Genomic DNA, 16983 nt, shown 5'->3' on the forward strand with positions numbered 1-16983 from the left:
AGCTGTTCCAGGTCGGCGCCAACGCCGGCCAGGCCATCGCCATCGACAAGGTGGTCAATGCCAAGGCCAACGCCCTGGGCAACGCCACCTTCGATGCCAACTCGATCACCATTGCTGCCGGCACCGTGACCGCCGCCAACAAGGGCACCACGATCTCGTTCGATGGCGTGAAGATCGGCGGCGGCAGCCTGGCGGCGGCCGTGTCGATCGACAAGGTTGAAGTGGTCTCCACCGGCGTCGCCGCCGATGACCAGAAGGCCCTGGTGGCCGCCGTCACCACCGCGATCAATGCCAAGATCGGCGAAACCGGCGTGCTGGCCGAAGTCGATGCGACCGCCGGCAAGATCAACCTGACCTCGGTCAAGGAAAGCGTCAACTCGGCCGGTGCCTTCACCGCGATGACCGTGACCGCCGGCACCAGCGCGGGCATCACCGGCTTCAACTCGGCTGCACCGACCGCGACCACCCCGGCACCGGCCGGCAAGATGCTGAGCGATGTGAACATCGACAGCGTCAAGGGTGCACAGCAGGCGCTGGAAATCGTCGACAAGGCGCTGGGTGCGATCAACAGCACCCGCGCCGACCTGGGTGCGGTGCAGAACCGCTTCACCTCGGTCGTCGCCAACCTGCAGACCTCCACCGAAAACCTGTCCGCCTCGCGCAGCCGCATCAAGGACACGGATTTCGCCAAGGAAACCGCAGAGCTGACCCGCACCCAGATCCTGCAGCAGGCCGGTACGGCCATGCTGGCCCAGGCCAACCAGGTGCCGCAGAACGTGCTCAGCCTGCTGCGCTGATCGCGTCTGACCCGAAGGCGCCGGGAAACCGGCGCCGCTTTCACCGCCGCACGTTTCATGCTTTACCGAAGGAATACCCATGGCACAAGTGATCAACACCAATACGATGTCGCTCAACGCTCAGCGCAACCTGAGCACCAGCGGCAGCTCCCTGGCCACCACCATCCAGCGCCTGTCCTCGGGTTCGCGCATCAACAGCGCCAAGGACGACGCCGCCGGCCTGGCCATCTCCGAGCGCTTCGGCACCCAGATCCGCGGCACCGACGTGGCCATCCGCAATGCCAACGACGGCATCTCGCTGGCCCAGGTCGCCGAAGGTTCGCTGAGCGAAATCGGCAACAACCTGCAGCGCGTGCGTGAACTGGCGGTGCAGGCCTCCAATGCCACCAACTCGGCCAGCGACCGCAAGGCGCTGCAGGCCGAAGTGACCCAGCTGGTCAGCGAAATCGACCGCGTCGCCAAGCAGTCGGACTTCAACGGCACCAAGCTGCTGGACGGTTCGTTCTCCAGCCAGCTGTTCCAGGTCGGTGCCAACGCCGGCCAGGCCATCGCCATCGACAAGGTGGTCAATGCCAAGGCCAGCGCGCTCGGCGCGGCAACCTTCGCCACCGCCGGCAAGATCGAAGTGGACGGGGCCGATCTGGCCAGCGGCACGATCGGTGCGATGACCGTCGGCGGCATAGCGCTGGGCGATGTGAAGTTCGACTACGTGGCCGGCGCCGATGCGGCCAACCAGGCCAACGCAGTGAAGGCGATCACCGCCGCCATCAGCAGCAAGCTGGGTGAGACCGGTCTGCTCGCCGCGCAGGCGGTGGATGCCAACGGTGCCGCCATCGCCGGCGAGATCACCCTGACCTCGGTCAAGGCCGATGCCAAGCTGGCCGACCTGGCCGTGGCCGGCGCGGGCGCCTCGGTGGCCGGCGTCACCACCACCGACGTCACCGCCAACACCACCGCTTCGCACCTGTCCGACCTGAAGATCGACACCGTTGCCGGTGCCCAGCAGGCGCTGGAAATCGTCGACAAGGCGCTGAGCTCGATCAACAACACCCGTGCCGACCTGGGCGCGGTGCAGAACCGCTTCACCTCGGTCGTCGCCAACCTGCAGACCTCCACCGAAAACCTGTCCGCCTCGCGCAGCCGCATCAAGGACACGGATTTCGCCAAGGAAACCGCAGAGCTGACCCGCACCCAGATCCTGCAGCAGGCCGGTACGGCCATGCTGGCCCAGGCCAACCAGGTGCCGCAGAACGTGCTCAGCCTGCTGCGCTGAGCCACGCGTCCACGCCGCCGGCTTCGGCCGGCGGCGCGGGCAACCCCAGGAAGCAGCAAACCCTGCAGGACCGGGCCATGGCCATGGGCTCCGTGCCCATCGCCCGCCCCTGCGGCCGAACCGTTATCAGCGCTGTAAGTTTGACTGAACTCCCCGGGTGGCTTCGTCTCCCCCCGCTTTTTTCAGTAGCCTGAGCCCTCCCCTGCATTGGGGGAGGGTTTTTTACAGACCCCTGGCCGGACCGTACCGCGTCCCGCCCTATATGCCCTGCAATGCGCGTGCCAATCTTCCGCGCCCTGCCTCTGGCACAACTCCTGCATCAACGTGGATCTAAAGACCCGGCGGCCATGGCCGCTAATTTCGTTGACAGACAGGAGAAACAGCGTGGCTGACTTTGGTTACGGCGGCATCGGTTCGGGACTGGATATTTCCGGCATGGTGGCCAGCCTGGTCGCGGCCGACCGCAAGCCTGCGGACAACGCGCTCAACCTGCAGCAGTCCAAGGCCAAGATGCAGCTGTCGGCGGTGGGCACGGTCAAGTCCGCGTTCGACGTGCTCAGCACCTCGCTGAAGGCGCTCAAGGCCTCCACCGCCTTCGACGCGCGCCTGTTCAACGTGACCAAGACCGGCACCGACGAGATCCTGACCGCCAGCGGCACCAACGAAGCGGCCACAGGCACCCACGTGGTCAAGGTCGAGCAGCTGGCCGCGGCCAACAAATGGATCGCCGACACCGCGGTGGCCAAGACCAAGACCTTCGGCGCCGGAACCCTGACGCTGGATGTGGGCGTGGGCGACAAGATGAAGTCGCTGGAGATCCAGGTCGAAGCCGACGACACCCTGTCTTCGATCCGCACCAAGATCGACAAGGCCGCGCGTGGCCTGGGCGTGCAGGCGACCCTGATCGCCTCGGGCGATGACCAGTACCTGTCCCTGTCCCAGGAAAAGTCCGGCACCGCCAACGCGATCAAGCTCCGCGCCGGCAGCGGCAACGCCGACCTGACCGCGCTGGCTGCCAGCATGTCCGAGCGGACCGCGGCCGCCGACGCCAAGCTGACCATCGACGGCGTGGCCGTGGTGGCCAGCGAGAACACCGTCACCGACGTGGTGCCGGGGCTGACCCTGAACCTGAAGAAGGTCGGCGAGAGCAGCGTCACCATCAGCAGCGACGTGGCCGCCGCGCGCAAGGTGATGCAGGACTTCGTGACCGCCTACAACGGTGCGCTGTCGGCGATCAACGACGCGACCAAGTACGACGTGGAGAACAAGGAGCCGTCCTCGCTGACCGGCGACGCGCAGATGCGCGGCGCGGCCAGCCAGCTGCGCTCGATGATGAGCGGCGTGCTGAAGGACCTGGCGGCCAACGGCCTCGACCCCAAGACCCTGGGCCTGCAGACCCGCGCCTACCCCAATGCCGACGGCAGCCTGGTGCTGGACAACACCAAGTTCGAAGCCGCGCTGGTCAACCAGTCCGGCGCGGTGCGCCAGGCTTTCACCGGCGACGATGGCGCCGCCACCAAGCTGTTCAACATGGTGGACGGTTACGTCAACACCACGGTCGGCAAGGAAGGCGCCTTCGTCTCCCGCACCAAGAGCATCAACGCCACGCTCACCGACATCGACAAGCGCCGCAAGGCGCTGGATACGCGCATGGCCGGCGTCGAGGAGCGTTACAAGAAGCAGTTCCTGGCACTGGACGCGCTGATGGGCAAGCTCAGCCAGAGCAGTTCGGCGTTGAGCCAGCAGCTGAGCCAGCTGTCGGGTTGAGCCAGGCGCTCAAGTTGGGCGCGCGCGCGGCCGATATCGGTACCAACGACGCATACCGCGAGGCGCCCCGGCCCGCACGAAGGAGACAGGATCCATGTACGGTTCGAACCGTCAATTCACCGAGCAGTACCGCAAGGTCGGCGTGCAGAGCTCGATCATCGATGCCGACCCGCACAAGCTGGTCGCCCTGCTGCTGTCGGGCGCGCTTGAACGCGTGCGCCTGGCCCAGGCCTGCCTCGAAGGCGGCGACCAGGCGCGCAAGGGCAAAGCGATCGGCGAGGTCTGCGCCATCGTCGGCCATCTCAACGGCTCGCTGGACCACGAGGCCGGCGGTGAAATCGCCGGCAACCTGTCGGCCCTGTACGATTACGTCATGCAGCGCCTGACCGAAGCCAACCTGCACAACGACCCCGAGGCGCTGCGCGAATCGCTGGAACTGCTGGGGGAGATCGACGCGGCGTGGAATGCCATTCCGCACGACCAGCGCCAGCCCGCTGCGGTTGCCCTGTGATGGACGCCGGGCTTTCGCTGGCCTGCCTCAACGCCGACCTGGACGCGGTGGAAGCCGCCCTGCGCGTGGACGATTACCTGGCCGCCGGTGAATCGCTGGATGACCTGGACCGCCACCAGCGGGCCTGGCTGGCGCAGCCCGACGCGCTGGCCGACGTGGCCGGCCTGACCGCGCTCGAAGGCCGCCAGCAGCGCATCCTGCGCATGATGGCGGAGCAGCGCGATGACGCGGCGCGCCACCTGCGCCAGGGCGTTGCCGCCGGTCGCGCCGCGCGCGCCTACCTCACCGCCGAATCCCTGTCATGAACGAACCGCGCCCCAGCGACATCCATCACCCGGCCGAAAGCGAGCTGTTCGATGAGACGCTGAGCTGCGAACTCGCGCTGCCGGCCGAATTCCGCCTGGGCAGCGCGGTGATCCGCCCGGGCAGCGCCGAAACCCTGCTGCGCAGCGTCGCCCTGGTCGAAGACGCACGCGCCGACGACAGCCACGACGAGCGCGGCGACAGTGCCCAGCTGCAGCGCGTGGAAGCCAAGCTGGACCTGGCCATGGTGCTGCTGGGCCGATTGGTCCGGCACAGCACGCCCGAACTGGACCTGCGCCCGCTGCGCTGGTCGCGCCGCGGCATCCGCCTGGAGCTCGGTGCACGCACCGGCGCTGCTGCCGGCAGCCTGGGCGTCATCCGCCTGCAGCCCTGCGACTGGCTGCCGGACCATATCGACCTGCCGGTGTCTATTCTGGCCGAAGCGGCCAGCGGCGCCGGCTCCTGTTTCCTCTGGCTGCGCTTCGAACCGATGAGCGACGCGCTGGAAATGGCGCTGGAACGCCATTTGTTCAGGCTGCATCGCCGGCAGGTAGCGGACGCGCGCCGCGCGCGGTAGGCCCCCTCAACGGGCGATCCGGCCGCCACGCCAGGTAGCGCCGGCCGTTGGCCGGCCCAGGCGACCCGCCCAACGCCCGCGCCACGTGGAGCCGGCCTCTGGCCGGCTGCAGGCTATCCGCCAAACGCCGAATCCGACTAACAGTCGGAGCTACCGCGCTTGGCGTTGCCTCGCGCTTGGCTCCCGGCGCCGGGTCCGGTAATGTGAAGAACTTCTTGACCTTCGCAAACCACTCTGCCCGTGCGCGTTCTCATCGTCGACGATCACACCCTGGTCCGCGCCGGCCTCAGTCGCCTGCTCCAGGGCTTTGCCGAGGTCGAGGTCGCCGCCGAAGCCAGCAACGCCGAGCAGGCCCTGCAGATGGCCCTGCTGCACACGCCGGACGTGATCCTGATGGACCTGTCCCTGCCCGGCCGCACCGGGCTGGAAGCGCTCAGCGACATCCTGGTGCGCGCCCCCGGGACCCGGGTGGTGATGATGACCATGCACGACGACGCCGTGCACGTGCGCGATGCCCTGGACCGCGGCGCGGTCGGCTTCGTGGTCAAGGACGCCGCCCCGCAGGAACTGGAGCTCGCCCTGCGCGCCGCCCACGCCGGCCAGGTGTTCCTCAGCCCGCAGATCTCGGCCAAGATGCTGGCGCCGATGCTGGGCCGGGAAAAGCCGGTGGGCGTGGCCGCGCTGTCGCCGCGCCAGCGCGAGATCCTGCGCCAGATCGGCAAGGGCGAAAGCAACAAGGAAATCGCCGCCGACCTCGGCATCAGCGTCAAGACGGTGGAAACCCATCGCGCCCGGATGATGGAATCGCTCGGCTGTCGCCGCGCCAACGACCTGCTGCTGCTGGCGGCCCGGCACCAGCACGAACTGGAGTAGTCCGCGACGGTTCCCCGACACCAGGCTGCCACCACCGGTGCCTCCGTCGGATTTTTGATCCAGTCGAAGCGTCGCCCGCCACGTGATCACGCGGTTTTCGGCGGTCACCCGCGTCAAAGAACCGGAATACGGTAGGGAATCTCCCTACACCCTGTCAGGATCTCGACGACCCCGCTCAGGAACCCCCTGATTTTCCCCACGTGGGATCACAAGCAAGATGTGTTCCATAACGCACCGGGGAGTCGGTGCGACGGGGAATACACACATGAAGCCGACCATGTCGACCCAGCTGGGTCAGCAGCTCCACCTCACGCCGCAACTGCTGCAGTCGATCCGCCTGCTGCAGCTGGATGGCATGCAGCTGGAGCTGGAAATCCGCCGCGCACTGGAAACCAACCCGTTGCTGGAGCTGGAAGAAGCCCCGGCGCCGGAAGCCGCGACCACCCCCAAAACCGGCACTACGGTGGAAGTGGCCGCGTTCGACGAGCTGCCCGAACCGGCCATGTGGGACGTGGCCGGTGCCAGCTGGCACGACGGCGACGACGACCGCCTGCAGCGCATTGCCGCCGACGAATCCAGCGACCCGCAGCTGCGCGCCCTGCAGCGCCTGTCGCTGGAACTGGACGCACGCGAGCTGGCGGTGGCCCGTTTCTGGCTGGAGCACTGCGACGACGCCGGCTACCTGGATGCTCCGCTGGACCAGCTCACCCTGCTCGCCAGCGCCCACTGCGACGTCGACGCCGCCGGCGTGGAAGCGGTGCGCCAGCAGATCCTGCACGGCGACCCGGCCGGCCTGGCCGCGCGTGACCTGCACGAATGCCTGTCGGTGCAGCTGCGCGCCCTGCAGGGCCGCCTGCCGGCCCGGCATCTCGCCCTGCGCGTGCTGGACCAAGGGCTGGAGTCGCTCGCCGCCCACGACTACCCCGCCCTCGCCCGCCAGCTCGACGCCGAGGTGGCCGACATCCACGAAGCGGTGCGGCTGATCCTCTCGCTGCAGCCGCGCCCGGGCGACAGCCTGCTGCCGGACACCGCCGGCGCCGTCATCCCCGACGTGGTCGCCTGGCACGCCGACGGCCAGTGGCGGGTCGCATTGAACCCGGCCACCAGCCGCCGCCTCAGCATCAACCCCACGTATGAAAGCGCCCTGGCCGACGCCGGCGACAGCGCCCAGCCGCTGCGCGACATGCTGCAGGAAGCGCGCTGGCTGACCCGTGGCCTGTCGATGCGCTACGACACCCTGCTGCGTACCACCCGGGTGATCATCGAGCGCCAGGCCGGTTTCCTCAGCCGCGGCGAAGAGGCCATGGCGCCGCTGACCCTCAAGGAAGTGGCCGACGCGATCGGCATGCACGAGTCCACCGTCTCGCGCATCACCACCGGCAAGTACCTGCAGACCCCGCGCGGCACCCTGGAACTGAAGCACTTCTTCGCCGTCCGCCTGGAAGGCGCCAGCGTCTCCGGGCAGGCCGTGAAGGCCATGGTGCGGCGCCTGATCGACGCCGAACCGGCCGGCAAGCCGCTCGCCGATGAGGCGATTGCGGGACTTCTGTCACGCCAGGGGGTGAATATTGCCCGCCGAACCGTTGCAAAATACCGCGAACAACTGGACATCGCGCCGGCCCGTGAACGCCGTCGGCACAGTGCCCGCACCCCGCTACTGGCCCGGGTGGGCTGAGGAAGTACACGACATGAACAAGCTCACCGTATTGCTGGTGGACGACCACGAAGGCTTCATCAACGCCGCCATGCGCCACTTCCGCAAGGTCGACTGGCTGGACGTGGTCGGCAGCGCCGGTAACGGCCTGGAAGCCATCGAGCGCTCCGAAGCGCTGCGCCCGCAGGTGGTGCTGATGGACCTGGCCATGCCGGAAATGGGCGGGCTGCAGGCCACCCGCCTGATCAAGAGCCAGGACGATGCGCCGTACATCGTCATCGCCAGCCATTTCGACGATGCCGAACACCGCGACCATGCGCTGCGTGCCGGGGCCAACAACTTCGTCAGCAAGCTGTCCTACATCCAGGAGGTCATGCCGATTCTGGAAGGCTTGAAGGAGGCCACGCCATGAGCGAATCGCGCATCCTGGTGCTGGACAACGACGCCGTGCGCGCCGAACGCACCGTCAGCCTGCTGGAATTCATGGACTTCAACCCGCGCTGGGTTGCCGACGCGGCCGACTTCGATACCACCCGCCACCGCGCCACTGACTGGATGGCGGTGATCATCGGCGGGCTGGAACCCGGCCCGCGCAGCGAAGCGCTGTTCGCCTGGGCCGGCCAGGGCGCACTGCCGCCGCCGGTGATGCTGATCGATGGCGATGTCGGCAGCTTTGCCCAGCGCCACGGCCTGCATGAAGCCAATGTCTGGCCGCTGGAAGCGCCGCTGCGCCATGCGCAGATGGAAGCGCTGCTGCGTCGTGCCAGCCTGAAGCGGCTGGATGCCGAACACCAGGCCGGTGCCGTGCAGGACCAGGGCCCCACCGGCGACGGCGCGGCGGTAAGCGCGTTGCGCCAGATGATCGAGCAGGTGGCTGCCTTCGACACCACCGTGCTGGTGCTGGGCGAATCGGGCACCGGCAAGGAAGTGGTGTCGCGCTCGATCCACCAACGCTCGCCGCGCCGCGATGGCCCGTTCGTGGCCATCAACTGCGGCGCCATTCCGGCCGACCTGCTGGAAAGCGAACTGTTCGGTCACGAAAAAGGCGCCTTCACCGGCGCACTCAGCGCGCGCAAGGGCCGTTTCGAAATGGCCGAGGGCGGCACCCTGCTGCTGGACGAAATCGGCGACATGAGCCTGCCGATGCAGGTCAAGCTGCTGCGCGTGCTGCAGGAGCGCAGCTTCGAGCGCGTCGGCGGCAACCAGACCATCCGCTGCAACGTGCGGGTGATCGCCGCGACCCACCGCGACCTGGAATCGCGCATCGCCGACGGCAAGTTCCGCGAAGACCTGTTCTACCGCCTCAACGTGTTCCCGATCGAAGTGCCGGCGCTGCGCGAGCGCAGCGAAGACCTGCCCGCACTGGTCACCACCATCGCCGGGCAGCTGGCCCGCACCGGCCGCGGTGAAGTGCGTTTCAGCCCCGAAGCGCTGCAGGCCCTGGCCGCCTACGAATGGCCGGGCAACGTGCGCGAGCTGACCAACCTGGTCGAGCGCCTGGCCGTGCTGCATCCGGGTGCCAGCGTCCGCGTGCAGGACCTGCCGGCCCGTTACCGCGGTGACTTCGCCGTGGCCGCACCGGTGGCCGCACCCGCACCGGCCGCCAGCGGCGACGAGCGCCTGGACCTGCGCAGCTTCTCCTTCCACGCCCCGGCGACAGGCACGGCGGCAGCCAACGGTGCGGCCCCGGCCGACAAGGCCCCGGCCCTGCCCGACGCCGGCCTGGACCTGCGCAACCACATGGCCAACATCGAGCTGACCCTGATCAACGAGGCACTCGAGCGCACCCAGGGCGTGGTCGCCCACGCCGCCCAGCTGCTCGGCCTGCGCCGCACCACCCTGGTGGAGAAACTGCGCAAGTACGGGATCGAGCGCGACCAGGCCGAACTCGCGGGCTGATCGAAACGTAGAGCCACGCCCTGCGTGGCTGGGCGGAACCCCCAAGGTCTGGTCACATCCGGGCCTCTATGCATCTGCGCGGTTGCCGACCAACGGTCGGCGCCACGCATTGCCTTCACCTCTTCGTGACGGCACCGGGCATAGCGTCGCCAGCAGCCGTATGCGGGGGAGACGCGTACGGGGAATCGGGGGATTCATGCAGATCGCCTGACCGGCATTGCCCCGGCGGGCGCGCTGCCACCCGAGGATCTCTGCCATGGATCGTTCCTGGTATCGCATTGCACTGCGTGGTGTTTCGCGCGCGACCTCCACCCGCTCTCTCCTCGTCACCGCCGCTGCGTTGGGCGTATTCCTGTCAGCAGCTTCTCCAGTACTTGCCCAGTCGGTCTGCAACCAGACCGGCGGCACCGCGCCGACCGCGACCGGCGGCAGCGCCTTCGCCTGCGGTGACGGCGCGACGGCGAGCGGAGGGCTCGGCACGGCCTTCGGCACCGACAGCAGTGCCGCCGGCGGCAACGCGGTTGCGGTCGGCGGCCTCTCCAATGCCTCTGGCGAATTCACCACCGCATTGGGCCGAAGCGCCACCAGCAGCGGTGACGCCACCACTGCCGTCGGGTTCAACAGCGCGGCCACGGGAAACAATTCGGTCGCGGTGGGCGCCAACTCTGTCGCCGACCAGGACGACACCGTATCGATGGGCGCGGCTGGCGCAGAGCGGCGCATCACCAATGTCAGCGCCGGCACTGCGGGCACCGACGGGGTGAACGTCAGCCAGCTCAACGACACCGCAGCCACCACGCTCAACGCCGCCAACACCTACACTGACGAGCAGGCCGACGCCACGCTGATCGAAGCTAATACCTACGCCGACCAGGTAGCCGGCGATACCTTGACGGCGGCCAACACCTACACCGACCAGCAGGTCGACCAGATCGGCGGGATGGCCAGCGGTGCAGCAGCCGCGCTGGAACAGTTCCGCGCAGTGGCCACTGACCGCTTCGCGGGCATCGACTCCCGCCTGAACGCCATGGATGAGAGCCTTCGTGCCATGGACAAGCGCATCAGCCGACAAGCGGCCATGACCGCCGCACTGGTCCAGAGCTCGGGCATGCCTGATGTCGGCGAGAACTACCTTGGGGCAGGCGCGGGTTGGTCCGAGGGCGAGAACGCGTTTGCCGCCTCCTTCCGCCGTCGCTTCACGAAGCACTTCACCGCATCCGTAGGCGGCGCCAGGAGTGGCGATGAAACGTCAGTCGGCGTGGGCGCCGGCTTCAGTTGGTAACCGCGCCCCGCAACTCCCCAGACGCCCGGCCAGCCCGGGCGTCTTTGTCTCCGGTAGCGCCGGCCGTTGGCCGGCCCACGCCATGCCCGGCGGTGCGCAGAACGATGCGACCCGCGCCACCGGCCAGGTGACGGTTTCCCGACGCCGGGGTTCCGGCGGCAGCCCGGCGGCGCACCGACGCAGCGGCTTTCCGTCACGCCCGGTGTGTAATCGATTGCGCAGCGGGTCAATGCGGCCCGCCATCACCACATCGCTGAACCACTCAGCCGTTTCGGCACGGGGCTTGCAACGTCATCACTCGAGATCCCCCAATCAGCCGGAACGTTCCAGATGTCACACTCCGTCACCTCGATCCTTTCCCAGATCCGCAGCTACCAGACCCAGGTCGGGCAGCCGGTCAGCCCGCTCGCCGAGAGCCCGCAGACCAACGCGCTGAAGGGCCTGGTCGCCCCGCAGGACGTGCAGGGCCCGAGCTTCACCGACACCCTGCGCGGCGCGATTGCCGGTGTCAACGAAGCGCAGCAGAAATCCGGCGCCCTCGCCCGCGCGTTCGAACTGGGCGAACCCGGCGCCGACCTGGCCAAGGTGATGGTCGCCTCCCAGCAGTCCCAGATCGCCTTCCGCGCCACCGTGGAAGTCCGCAACCGTCTCGTCCAGGCTTACCAGGACGTGATGAACATGCCGCTGTAAGGATAGAACCGCATGGCCCTGTCGCTCACCAAGGAATCCCTGAACGCCGAAAAGGCGGGCCAGTGGTTCGACCGGCTGCAAAGCCTGCAGATCACCCGTCGGCTCGGCCTGATGGCGATGATCGCCGTGGCCGTTGCGGCAGGCCTGTTCGTGTTCTTCTGGTCGCAGAAGCCGGGCATGGTGCCGCTGTACACCGGGCTGGACCAGAAGGCCACCGCCGAAGCCACCGACCTGCTGCGCGCCGCCCAGATTCCGTTTGAACTGGACCCCGCCACCGGCGGCATCACCGTGCCGGAGAAGAACCTGCACGACGCGCGCCTGAAGCTGGCCGGGTCCGGCCTGACCGACAGCGGCCGGCTCGGCTTCGAGCTGATGGAACGCGATCCCGGCTTCGGCGTCAGCCAGTTCATGGAGAACGCGCGCTACCAGCATTCGCTGGAAACCGAGCTGTCGCGCACCATCAACACCCTGCGCCCGGTGCGCGATTCGCGCGTGCACCTGGCCATTCCCAAGCCCAGCGCCTTCACCCGCCAGCGCGACGTGGCCAGCGCCTCGGTGGTGCTGGAACTGCGTGGCGGCCAGCAGCTCGAACGCGGCCAGATCGACGCCATCGTGCACATGGTCGCGGCCAGCATCCCCGACCTGGCCCCGGAGCGGGTCACCGTGGTCGACCAGAGCGGGCGCATGCTCAGTGTGTCGGACCCGAACAGCGACGCGGCGATGAATGCCGCCCAGTTCGAACAGGTGCGCCGCCAGGAAACCTCGTTCAACCAGCGCATCCGCGAACTGCTCGAGCCGATGACCGGCCCCGGCCGGGTCAACCCGGAAGTGAGCGTGGACATGGACTTCTCGGTGATCGAAGAAGCCCGCGAGCTGTACAACGGCGAGCCGCAGAAGATCCGCAGCGAGCAGACCAGCGAAAACAGCACCAGCACCCAGGGTCCGCAGGGCGTGCCGGGCGCGGCCAGCAACACCCCGCCGGGCGCTGCCGCCGCTGCCCCCGCCGTGGCCGCAGCCCCGACCGAGACCTCGCGCAACGCCACCCGCAACTATGAGCTGGACCGCACCCTGCAGCACACCCGCCAGCCGGCCGGCCGCATCAAGCGGGTGTCGGTGGCGGTGCTGCTGGACAACGTGCCGCGCCCCGGCGCCAACGGCAAGACCACCGAACAGCCGCTGTCGGCGGCCGAACTGACCCGCGTCGAAGCGCTGGTCAAGCAGGCGGTGGGCTTCGATGCCGAACGTGGCGACACCGTGTCGGTGATGAATGCCCCGTTCGTGCGCGAAGTGACCCCGGTCGAAGGCCCGAAGTGGTGGGAACTGCCGCAGGTCCAGGACGGGCTGCGCCTGCTGCTCGGCGCGATCGTGGTGCTGGCACTGGTGTTCGGCGTGCTGCGCCCGGCGCTGCGCTCGATCACCGGCACCCCGAAGAAGGCGCTGGGCAACGACAGCCTGGAGCCGCACAGCGCTGACGTGCAGCTGGTGGACGACGGCGAAGGCCTGCCCGCACTGGGCAGCGACCGCGTGCACCTTTCAGGGCAGGAGCCACTGGCCCTGCCGGTGGACTCCTACGAGGAACGACTGCGCATGGCGCGTGAAGCCGTAAAGACCGACTCCAAGCGCGTGGCCCAGGTGGTCAAGGGCTGGGTGGCCAATGATTGATCCTGCCGCCCCCCCTGCCCCGCTGAGCGGCGTGCAGCGTGCCGCCGTGCTGCTGCTGTCGCTCGGCGAACTGGAAGCCGCCGACGTGCTGCGCCACATGGAACCCAAGGAGGTGCAGAAGATCGGCATCGCCATGGCCACCATGAGCGACATCACCCGCGAGCAGGTCGAGCGGGTGATGGACCAGTTCAACACCGAGCTGGGCTCCAAGACCTCGCTGGGCGTCGGCTCGGACGACTACATCCGCAACATGCTGGTGCAGGCGCTGGGCAGCGAGAAGGCCGGCAACCTGATCGACCGCATCCTGCTCGGCCGCAACACCACCGGCCTGGACGCGCTGAAGTGGATGGACCCGCGCGCCGTTGCCGACCTGGTCCGCAACGAACACCCGCAGATCATCGCGATCGTGATGGCCCACCTGGAAACCGACCAGGCCGCCGACGCGCTCAAGCTGCTGCCCGAACGCACCCGCGTCGACGTGCTGCTGCGCATCGCCACCCTGGACGGCATTCCGCCGAACGCCCTGAACGAACTGAACGAAATCATGGAACGCCAGTTCGCCGGCAACCAGAACCTGAAGTCGTCCAACATCGGCGGCGTGCAGTGCGCGGCCAACATCCTGAACTTCATGGACAGCGGCCAGGACCAGGCGATCCTCGGCGAGATCTCGCGCATCGACGCCCCGCTCAGCGCGCGCATCCAGGAAAAGATGTTCGTGTTCGACGACCTGATCGACCTGGAAGACCGTGAACTGCAGCTGGTGCTGCGCGAAGTCAGCGGCGAGCGCCTCGGCCTGGCCCTGCGTGGCGCCGACATCAAGGTGCGCGACAAGATCACCCGCAACATGTCCCAGCGCGCGGCCGAGATCCTGCTCGAAGACATGGAAGCACGCGGCCCGGTGCGCCTGTCCGACGTGGAAGCGGCGCAGCGCGAGATCCTGGCCATCGTCAAGCGCATGGCCGATGAAGGCACCGTCACCCTGGGCGGCAACGCGGAGGCGATGCTGTGAACGCCGCCGCCGTTCGCTGGCTTGCCCCCGACCTGCTGGCCGACCCGGCCGCAGTGGAGGATGAACACCTCGACGCATTCGACGATGTGCCCGAACACGACCCGGAACCGCTGCTGCAGCTGCCCACCCTGGAGGAAATCCAGGCGATCCAGGACGCCGCGCAGAAGGATGGGTTCGACCAGGGCCATGCCGACGGCCACGCCCAGGGCCAGGCCGAAGTGCGCCGCCTGGTCGCCCAGATCGAAGGCATCCTCGACAATTTCAGCCGGCCGCTGGTGCGGCTGGAAAACGAAGTGGTGGCCGCGCTGGGCGAACTGGCGGTGCGCATCGCCGGCACCCTGGTCGGCCGCGCCTACCAGGCCGACCCGGCCCTGCTCGCGCAGCTGGTCGGCGAAGCGGTCGATGCAGTGGGCGGCGCCAACCGCGAAGTGGAAGTGCGCCTGCACCCCGACGACATCGCCGCGCTCGCCCCGCTGCTGCAGCTGTCCCCGACCCAGCGCCTCAGCCCCGACCTGAGCCTGAGCCGCGGCGACCTGCGCGTGCACGCCGAAGCCGTGCGTATCGACGGCACCCTGGAAGCGCGCCTGCGTGGCGCGCTGGACGCGGTGCTGCGCAAATCCGGAGCCAGCGCATGAATCCCGAACCCCTGCCCTCGCCTGCCGCCGACTGGTCGGCCGCACGCAACCTGCGGCTCGCCGCGCGCCTGGACGGCATCCAGCCCGACGGCGCACATGGCCGTGGCCTGATCCGCGAAGGCGTGCTGCGCCGCGCGGTCGGCCTGACCCTGGAAGCGGTCGGCTGCGAATCACCGATGGGCGCCAGCTGCCGGGTCGAAGTCGCCGACGGCGGCTGGGTCGACGCCGAAGTGGTCGGCTTCGCCGGCGAACGCACCTACCTCATGCCGAGCGCCGAGCTGCACGGCCTGCTGCCCAACGCCCGCGTGGTGCCGTCGCTGGGTCGCGGCGGCGTCGAAGTCGGCGAGGGCCTGCTCGGCCGCGTCATCGACAGCGACGGCGTGCCGCTGGACGGCAAGGGCCCGATCCGCGCCGAAGGCACCGTCGGCATGGCCGGCGTGGCGATCAACCCGCTGGCCCGCGAACCGATCACCCAGCCGCTGGATGTCGGCGTGCGCGCCATCAACGCCCTGCTGCCGATCGGTCGCGGCCAGCGCGTGGGCCTGTTCGCCGGCTCCGGCGTCGGCAAGTCCACCCTGCTCGGCATGATGACCCGCTACACTGCCGCCGACGTGATCGTGGTCGGCCTGATCGGCGAACGCGGCCGCGAAGTGCGCGACTTCGTCGAAAGCACCCTGGGCGAAGAAGGCCTGCGCCGCGCCGTGGTCGTGGCCAGCCCGGCCGACCGTCCGCCGCTGGCCCGCCTGCACGGCGCCTACCGCGCCACCGCCATCGCCGAGTGGTTCCGCGACCAGGGCCTGAACGTCCTGCTGCTGATGGATTCGCTGACCCGCTTCGCCCAGGCCCAGCGCGAAATCGGCCTGTCGGTGGGCGAGCCGCCGACCACCCGCGGCTACCCGCCGTCGGTGTTCGCCAAACTGCCGGCCCTGGTCGAACGCGCCGGCAACGGCGCCAAGGGCCGCGGTTCCATCACCGCCTTCTACACCGTGCTGACCGAAGGCGACGACCCGCAGGATCCCATCGCCGACGCCGCCCGCGCCATCCTCGACGGCCACATCCTGCTCTCGCGCCGGGTCGCCGACAGCGGCCTGTACCCGGCCATCGACGTCGAATCCTCGGTCAGCCGCGTGGTCACCGAAATCGCCGACGAACCCTGGCGCCTGCGCATCCGCAAGCTCAAGCGCCTGGTCTCGGCCTACTCCAGCAACCGCGACCTGATCGCCATCGGCGCCTACCAGCGCGGCAACGATCCGGCCACCGACGAAGCACTGGAACGCTGGTCGGACATCGTCGACTTCCTCGGCCAGGACGTCGGCAAGGCGGCCGACCTGCCGCACAGCCAGGCCGCGCTCAAGCGCCTGGTGGAACCTGAGGGCTAAGCCATGCAATCCAAGCGCATCGATCCCCTGCTCAAGCGGGCCCAGGACCACGAAGACGAAGTCGCCCGCGACCTCGCCGAGCGCCAGCGCGTGCTCGACACCCACCTGTCGCGCCTGGACGAACTGCGCCGCTACGCCGAGGAGTACGCCAGCGCGCAGATGGCCGCCACCAGCCCGGCCCAGCTGCTCAACCGCCGCGCCTTCCTCGACCGCCTCGACACCGCCGTCGCCCAGCAGCGCCAGACCGTGGACAACAACCGAGAGAAAGTCGAAGCCGAACGCGCCCGACTGATCCTCGCCAGCCGCGACAAGGCCGTGCTCGAACAGCTCGCGGCCAGCTATCGCGCCCAGGAAAAAGTCCTGGTCGACCGCCGCGACCAGCGCGAGATGGACGACATCGGCGCCCGTCGCAGCCGCCTGGCGCGCGTCGCCGACACCGACACCGGAGACGCCCCGTGATGCCCCCCAGCCTGCCCGGCAGCAGCCTCGGCACCGCTGCCAGCAGCAGCGCCAGCCCCGCCACCCCCGGCCCACGCAGCAACGCCACTGGCGCCCGCAGCGACCGTCGGGACTTTGACGCCCTGCTCAAGGCCGACGGTGCCAGCAAGGACGCGCCCGCCAAAGGTGCCGCCGACAAGCACACTCCCGACAACGCCAGCAGCAGCCCAGGCG

The 16983-nt window shown here is 68.8% G+C and carries 18 protein-coding genes; all 18 read left to right on the forward strand.

Annotated features, from left to right (window positions below; genetic code table 11):
- The coding region (locus tag RWO33_RS13280) for a flagellin (RefSeq protein ID WP_314105387.1) at window positions 1-797 on the forward strand (797 nt) is incomplete at its 5' end.
- A 79-nt stretch (window positions 798-876) separates the two neighbouring features.
- Window positions 877-2070: a flagellin gene (locus RWO33_RS13285; protein WP_314105389.1), complete on the forward strand. Its 1194-nt coding sequence runs from the start codon at window positions 877-879 to the stop codon at window positions 2068-2070.
- Window positions 2071-2454: 384 nt separating this feature from the next.
- Window positions 2455-3837, forward strand: a complete 1383-nt coding sequence (gene fliD, locus RWO33_RS13290) for a flagellar filament capping protein FliD (RefSeq protein WP_314105392.1) — start codon at window positions 2455-2457, stop codon at window positions 3835-3837.
- 94 nt (window positions 3838-3931) lie between these two features.
- Window positions 3932-4348: a flagellar export chaperone FliS gene (gene fliS / locus RWO33_RS13295; RefSeq protein WP_145477720.1), complete on the forward strand. Its 417-nt coding sequence runs from the start codon at window positions 3932-3934 to the stop codon at window positions 4346-4348.
- The gene (locus tag RWO33_RS13300; protein ID WP_145477721.1) at window positions 4348-4653 is read left to right on the forward strand and encodes a hypothetical protein; all 306 of its coding nucleotides are present in this window, start codon (window positions 4348-4350) and stop codon (window positions 4651-4653) included. The genes fliS and RWO33_RS13300 overlap by 1 nt, the downstream gene beginning before the upstream one ends.
- Window positions 4650-5228: a PilZ domain-containing protein gene (locus RWO33_RS13305; RefSeq protein WP_314105395.1), complete on the forward strand. Its 579-nt coding sequence runs from the start codon at window positions 4650-4652 to the stop codon at window positions 5226-5228. Before RWO33_RS13300 ends, RWO33_RS13305 begins: the two co-directional genes overlap by 4 nt.
- Before the next feature lie 240 nt (window positions 5229-5468).
- Window positions 5469-6101 (forward strand): response regulator transcription factor, encoded by a 633-nt coding sequence (locus tag RWO33_RS13310; RefSeq protein ID WP_145477723.1) that lies wholly within the window; start codon window positions 5469-5471, stop codon window positions 6099-6101.
- A gap of 265 nt (window positions 6102-6366) precedes the next feature.
- Complete coding sequence (rpoN, locus tag RWO33_RS13315) at window positions 6367-7776, forward strand: RNA polymerase factor sigma-54 (RefSeq protein ID WP_314105398.1); 1410 nt, start codon at window positions 6367-6369, stop codon at window positions 7774-7776.
- Between the two features lie 13 nt (window positions 7777-7789).
- Window positions 7790-8167 (forward strand): response regulator transcription factor, encoded by a 378-nt coding sequence (locus RWO33_RS13320; RefSeq protein ID WP_145477725.1) that lies wholly within the window; start codon window positions 7790-7792, stop codon window positions 8165-8167.
- Window positions 8164-9654, forward strand: a complete 1491-nt coding sequence (locus RWO33_RS13325) for a sigma-54 dependent transcriptional regulator (RefSeq protein ID WP_314105400.1) — start codon at window positions 8164-8166, stop codon at window positions 9652-9654. Before RWO33_RS13320 ends, RWO33_RS13325 begins: the two co-directional genes overlap by 4 nt.
- 256 nt (window positions 9655-9910) lie before the next feature.
- Complete coding sequence (locus RWO33_RS13330) at window positions 9911-10936, forward strand: YadA-like family protein (RefSeq protein WP_314105403.1); 1026 nt, start codon at window positions 9911-9913, stop codon at window positions 10934-10936.
- Window positions 10937-11266: 330 nt separating this feature from the next.
- Window positions 11267-11626, forward strand: coding sequence for a flagellar hook-basal body complex protein FliE (gene fliE, locus RWO33_RS13335; protein WP_145477728.1), 360 nt, complete (start codon window positions 11267-11269; stop codon window positions 11624-11626).
- Window positions 11627-11638: 12 nt separating this feature from the next.
- Window positions 11639-13288 (forward strand): flagellar basal-body MS-ring/collar protein FliF, encoded by a 1650-nt coding sequence (fliF, locus tag RWO33_RS13340; protein ID WP_314105405.1) that lies wholly within the window; start codon window positions 11639-11641, stop codon window positions 13286-13288.
- A 22-nt stretch (window positions 13289-13310) separates the two neighbouring features.
- A complete protein-coding gene (gene fliG, locus RWO33_RS13345; RefSeq protein WP_314105411.1) occupies window positions 13311-14297 on the forward strand; it encodes a flagellar motor switch protein FliG in 987 nt (328 codons plus the stop codon).
- Window positions 14294-14932 carry a FliH/SctL family protein gene (locus tag RWO33_RS13350; protein ID WP_145477730.1) on the forward strand — a complete coding sequence of 213 codons (639 nt, stop codon included), beginning with the start codon at window positions 14294-14296 and terminating at the stop codon, window positions 14930-14932. The genes fliG and RWO33_RS13350 overlap by 4 nt, the downstream gene beginning before the upstream one ends.
- Window positions 14929-16311, forward strand: coding sequence for a FliI/YscN family ATPase (locus RWO33_RS13355; RefSeq protein ID WP_145477731.1), 1383 nt, complete (start codon window positions 14929-14931; stop codon window positions 16309-16311). Before RWO33_RS13350 ends, RWO33_RS13355 begins: the two co-directional genes overlap by 4 nt.
- Window positions 16312-16314: 3 nt before the next feature.
- On the forward strand, window positions 16315-16770 hold the full coding sequence (fliJ, locus tag RWO33_RS13360; RefSeq protein ID WP_314105407.1) for a flagellar export protein FliJ: 456 nt from the start codon (window positions 16315-16317) through the stop codon (window positions 16768-16770).
- Window positions 16767-16983: hypothetical protein (locus RWO33_RS13365; RefSeq protein ID WP_314105409.1), on the forward strand; the 217-nt coding region annotated here is incomplete at its 3' end. The genes fliJ and RWO33_RS13365, both read left to right, overlap by 4 nt.

The organism is uncultured Stenotrophomonas sp. (genome assembly GCF_963519925.1).
In the GTDB taxonomy this organism is placed as follows: domain Bacteria; phylum Pseudomonadota; class Gammaproteobacteria; order Xanthomonadales; family Xanthomonadaceae; genus Stenotrophomonas; species Stenotrophomonas maltophilia_AE.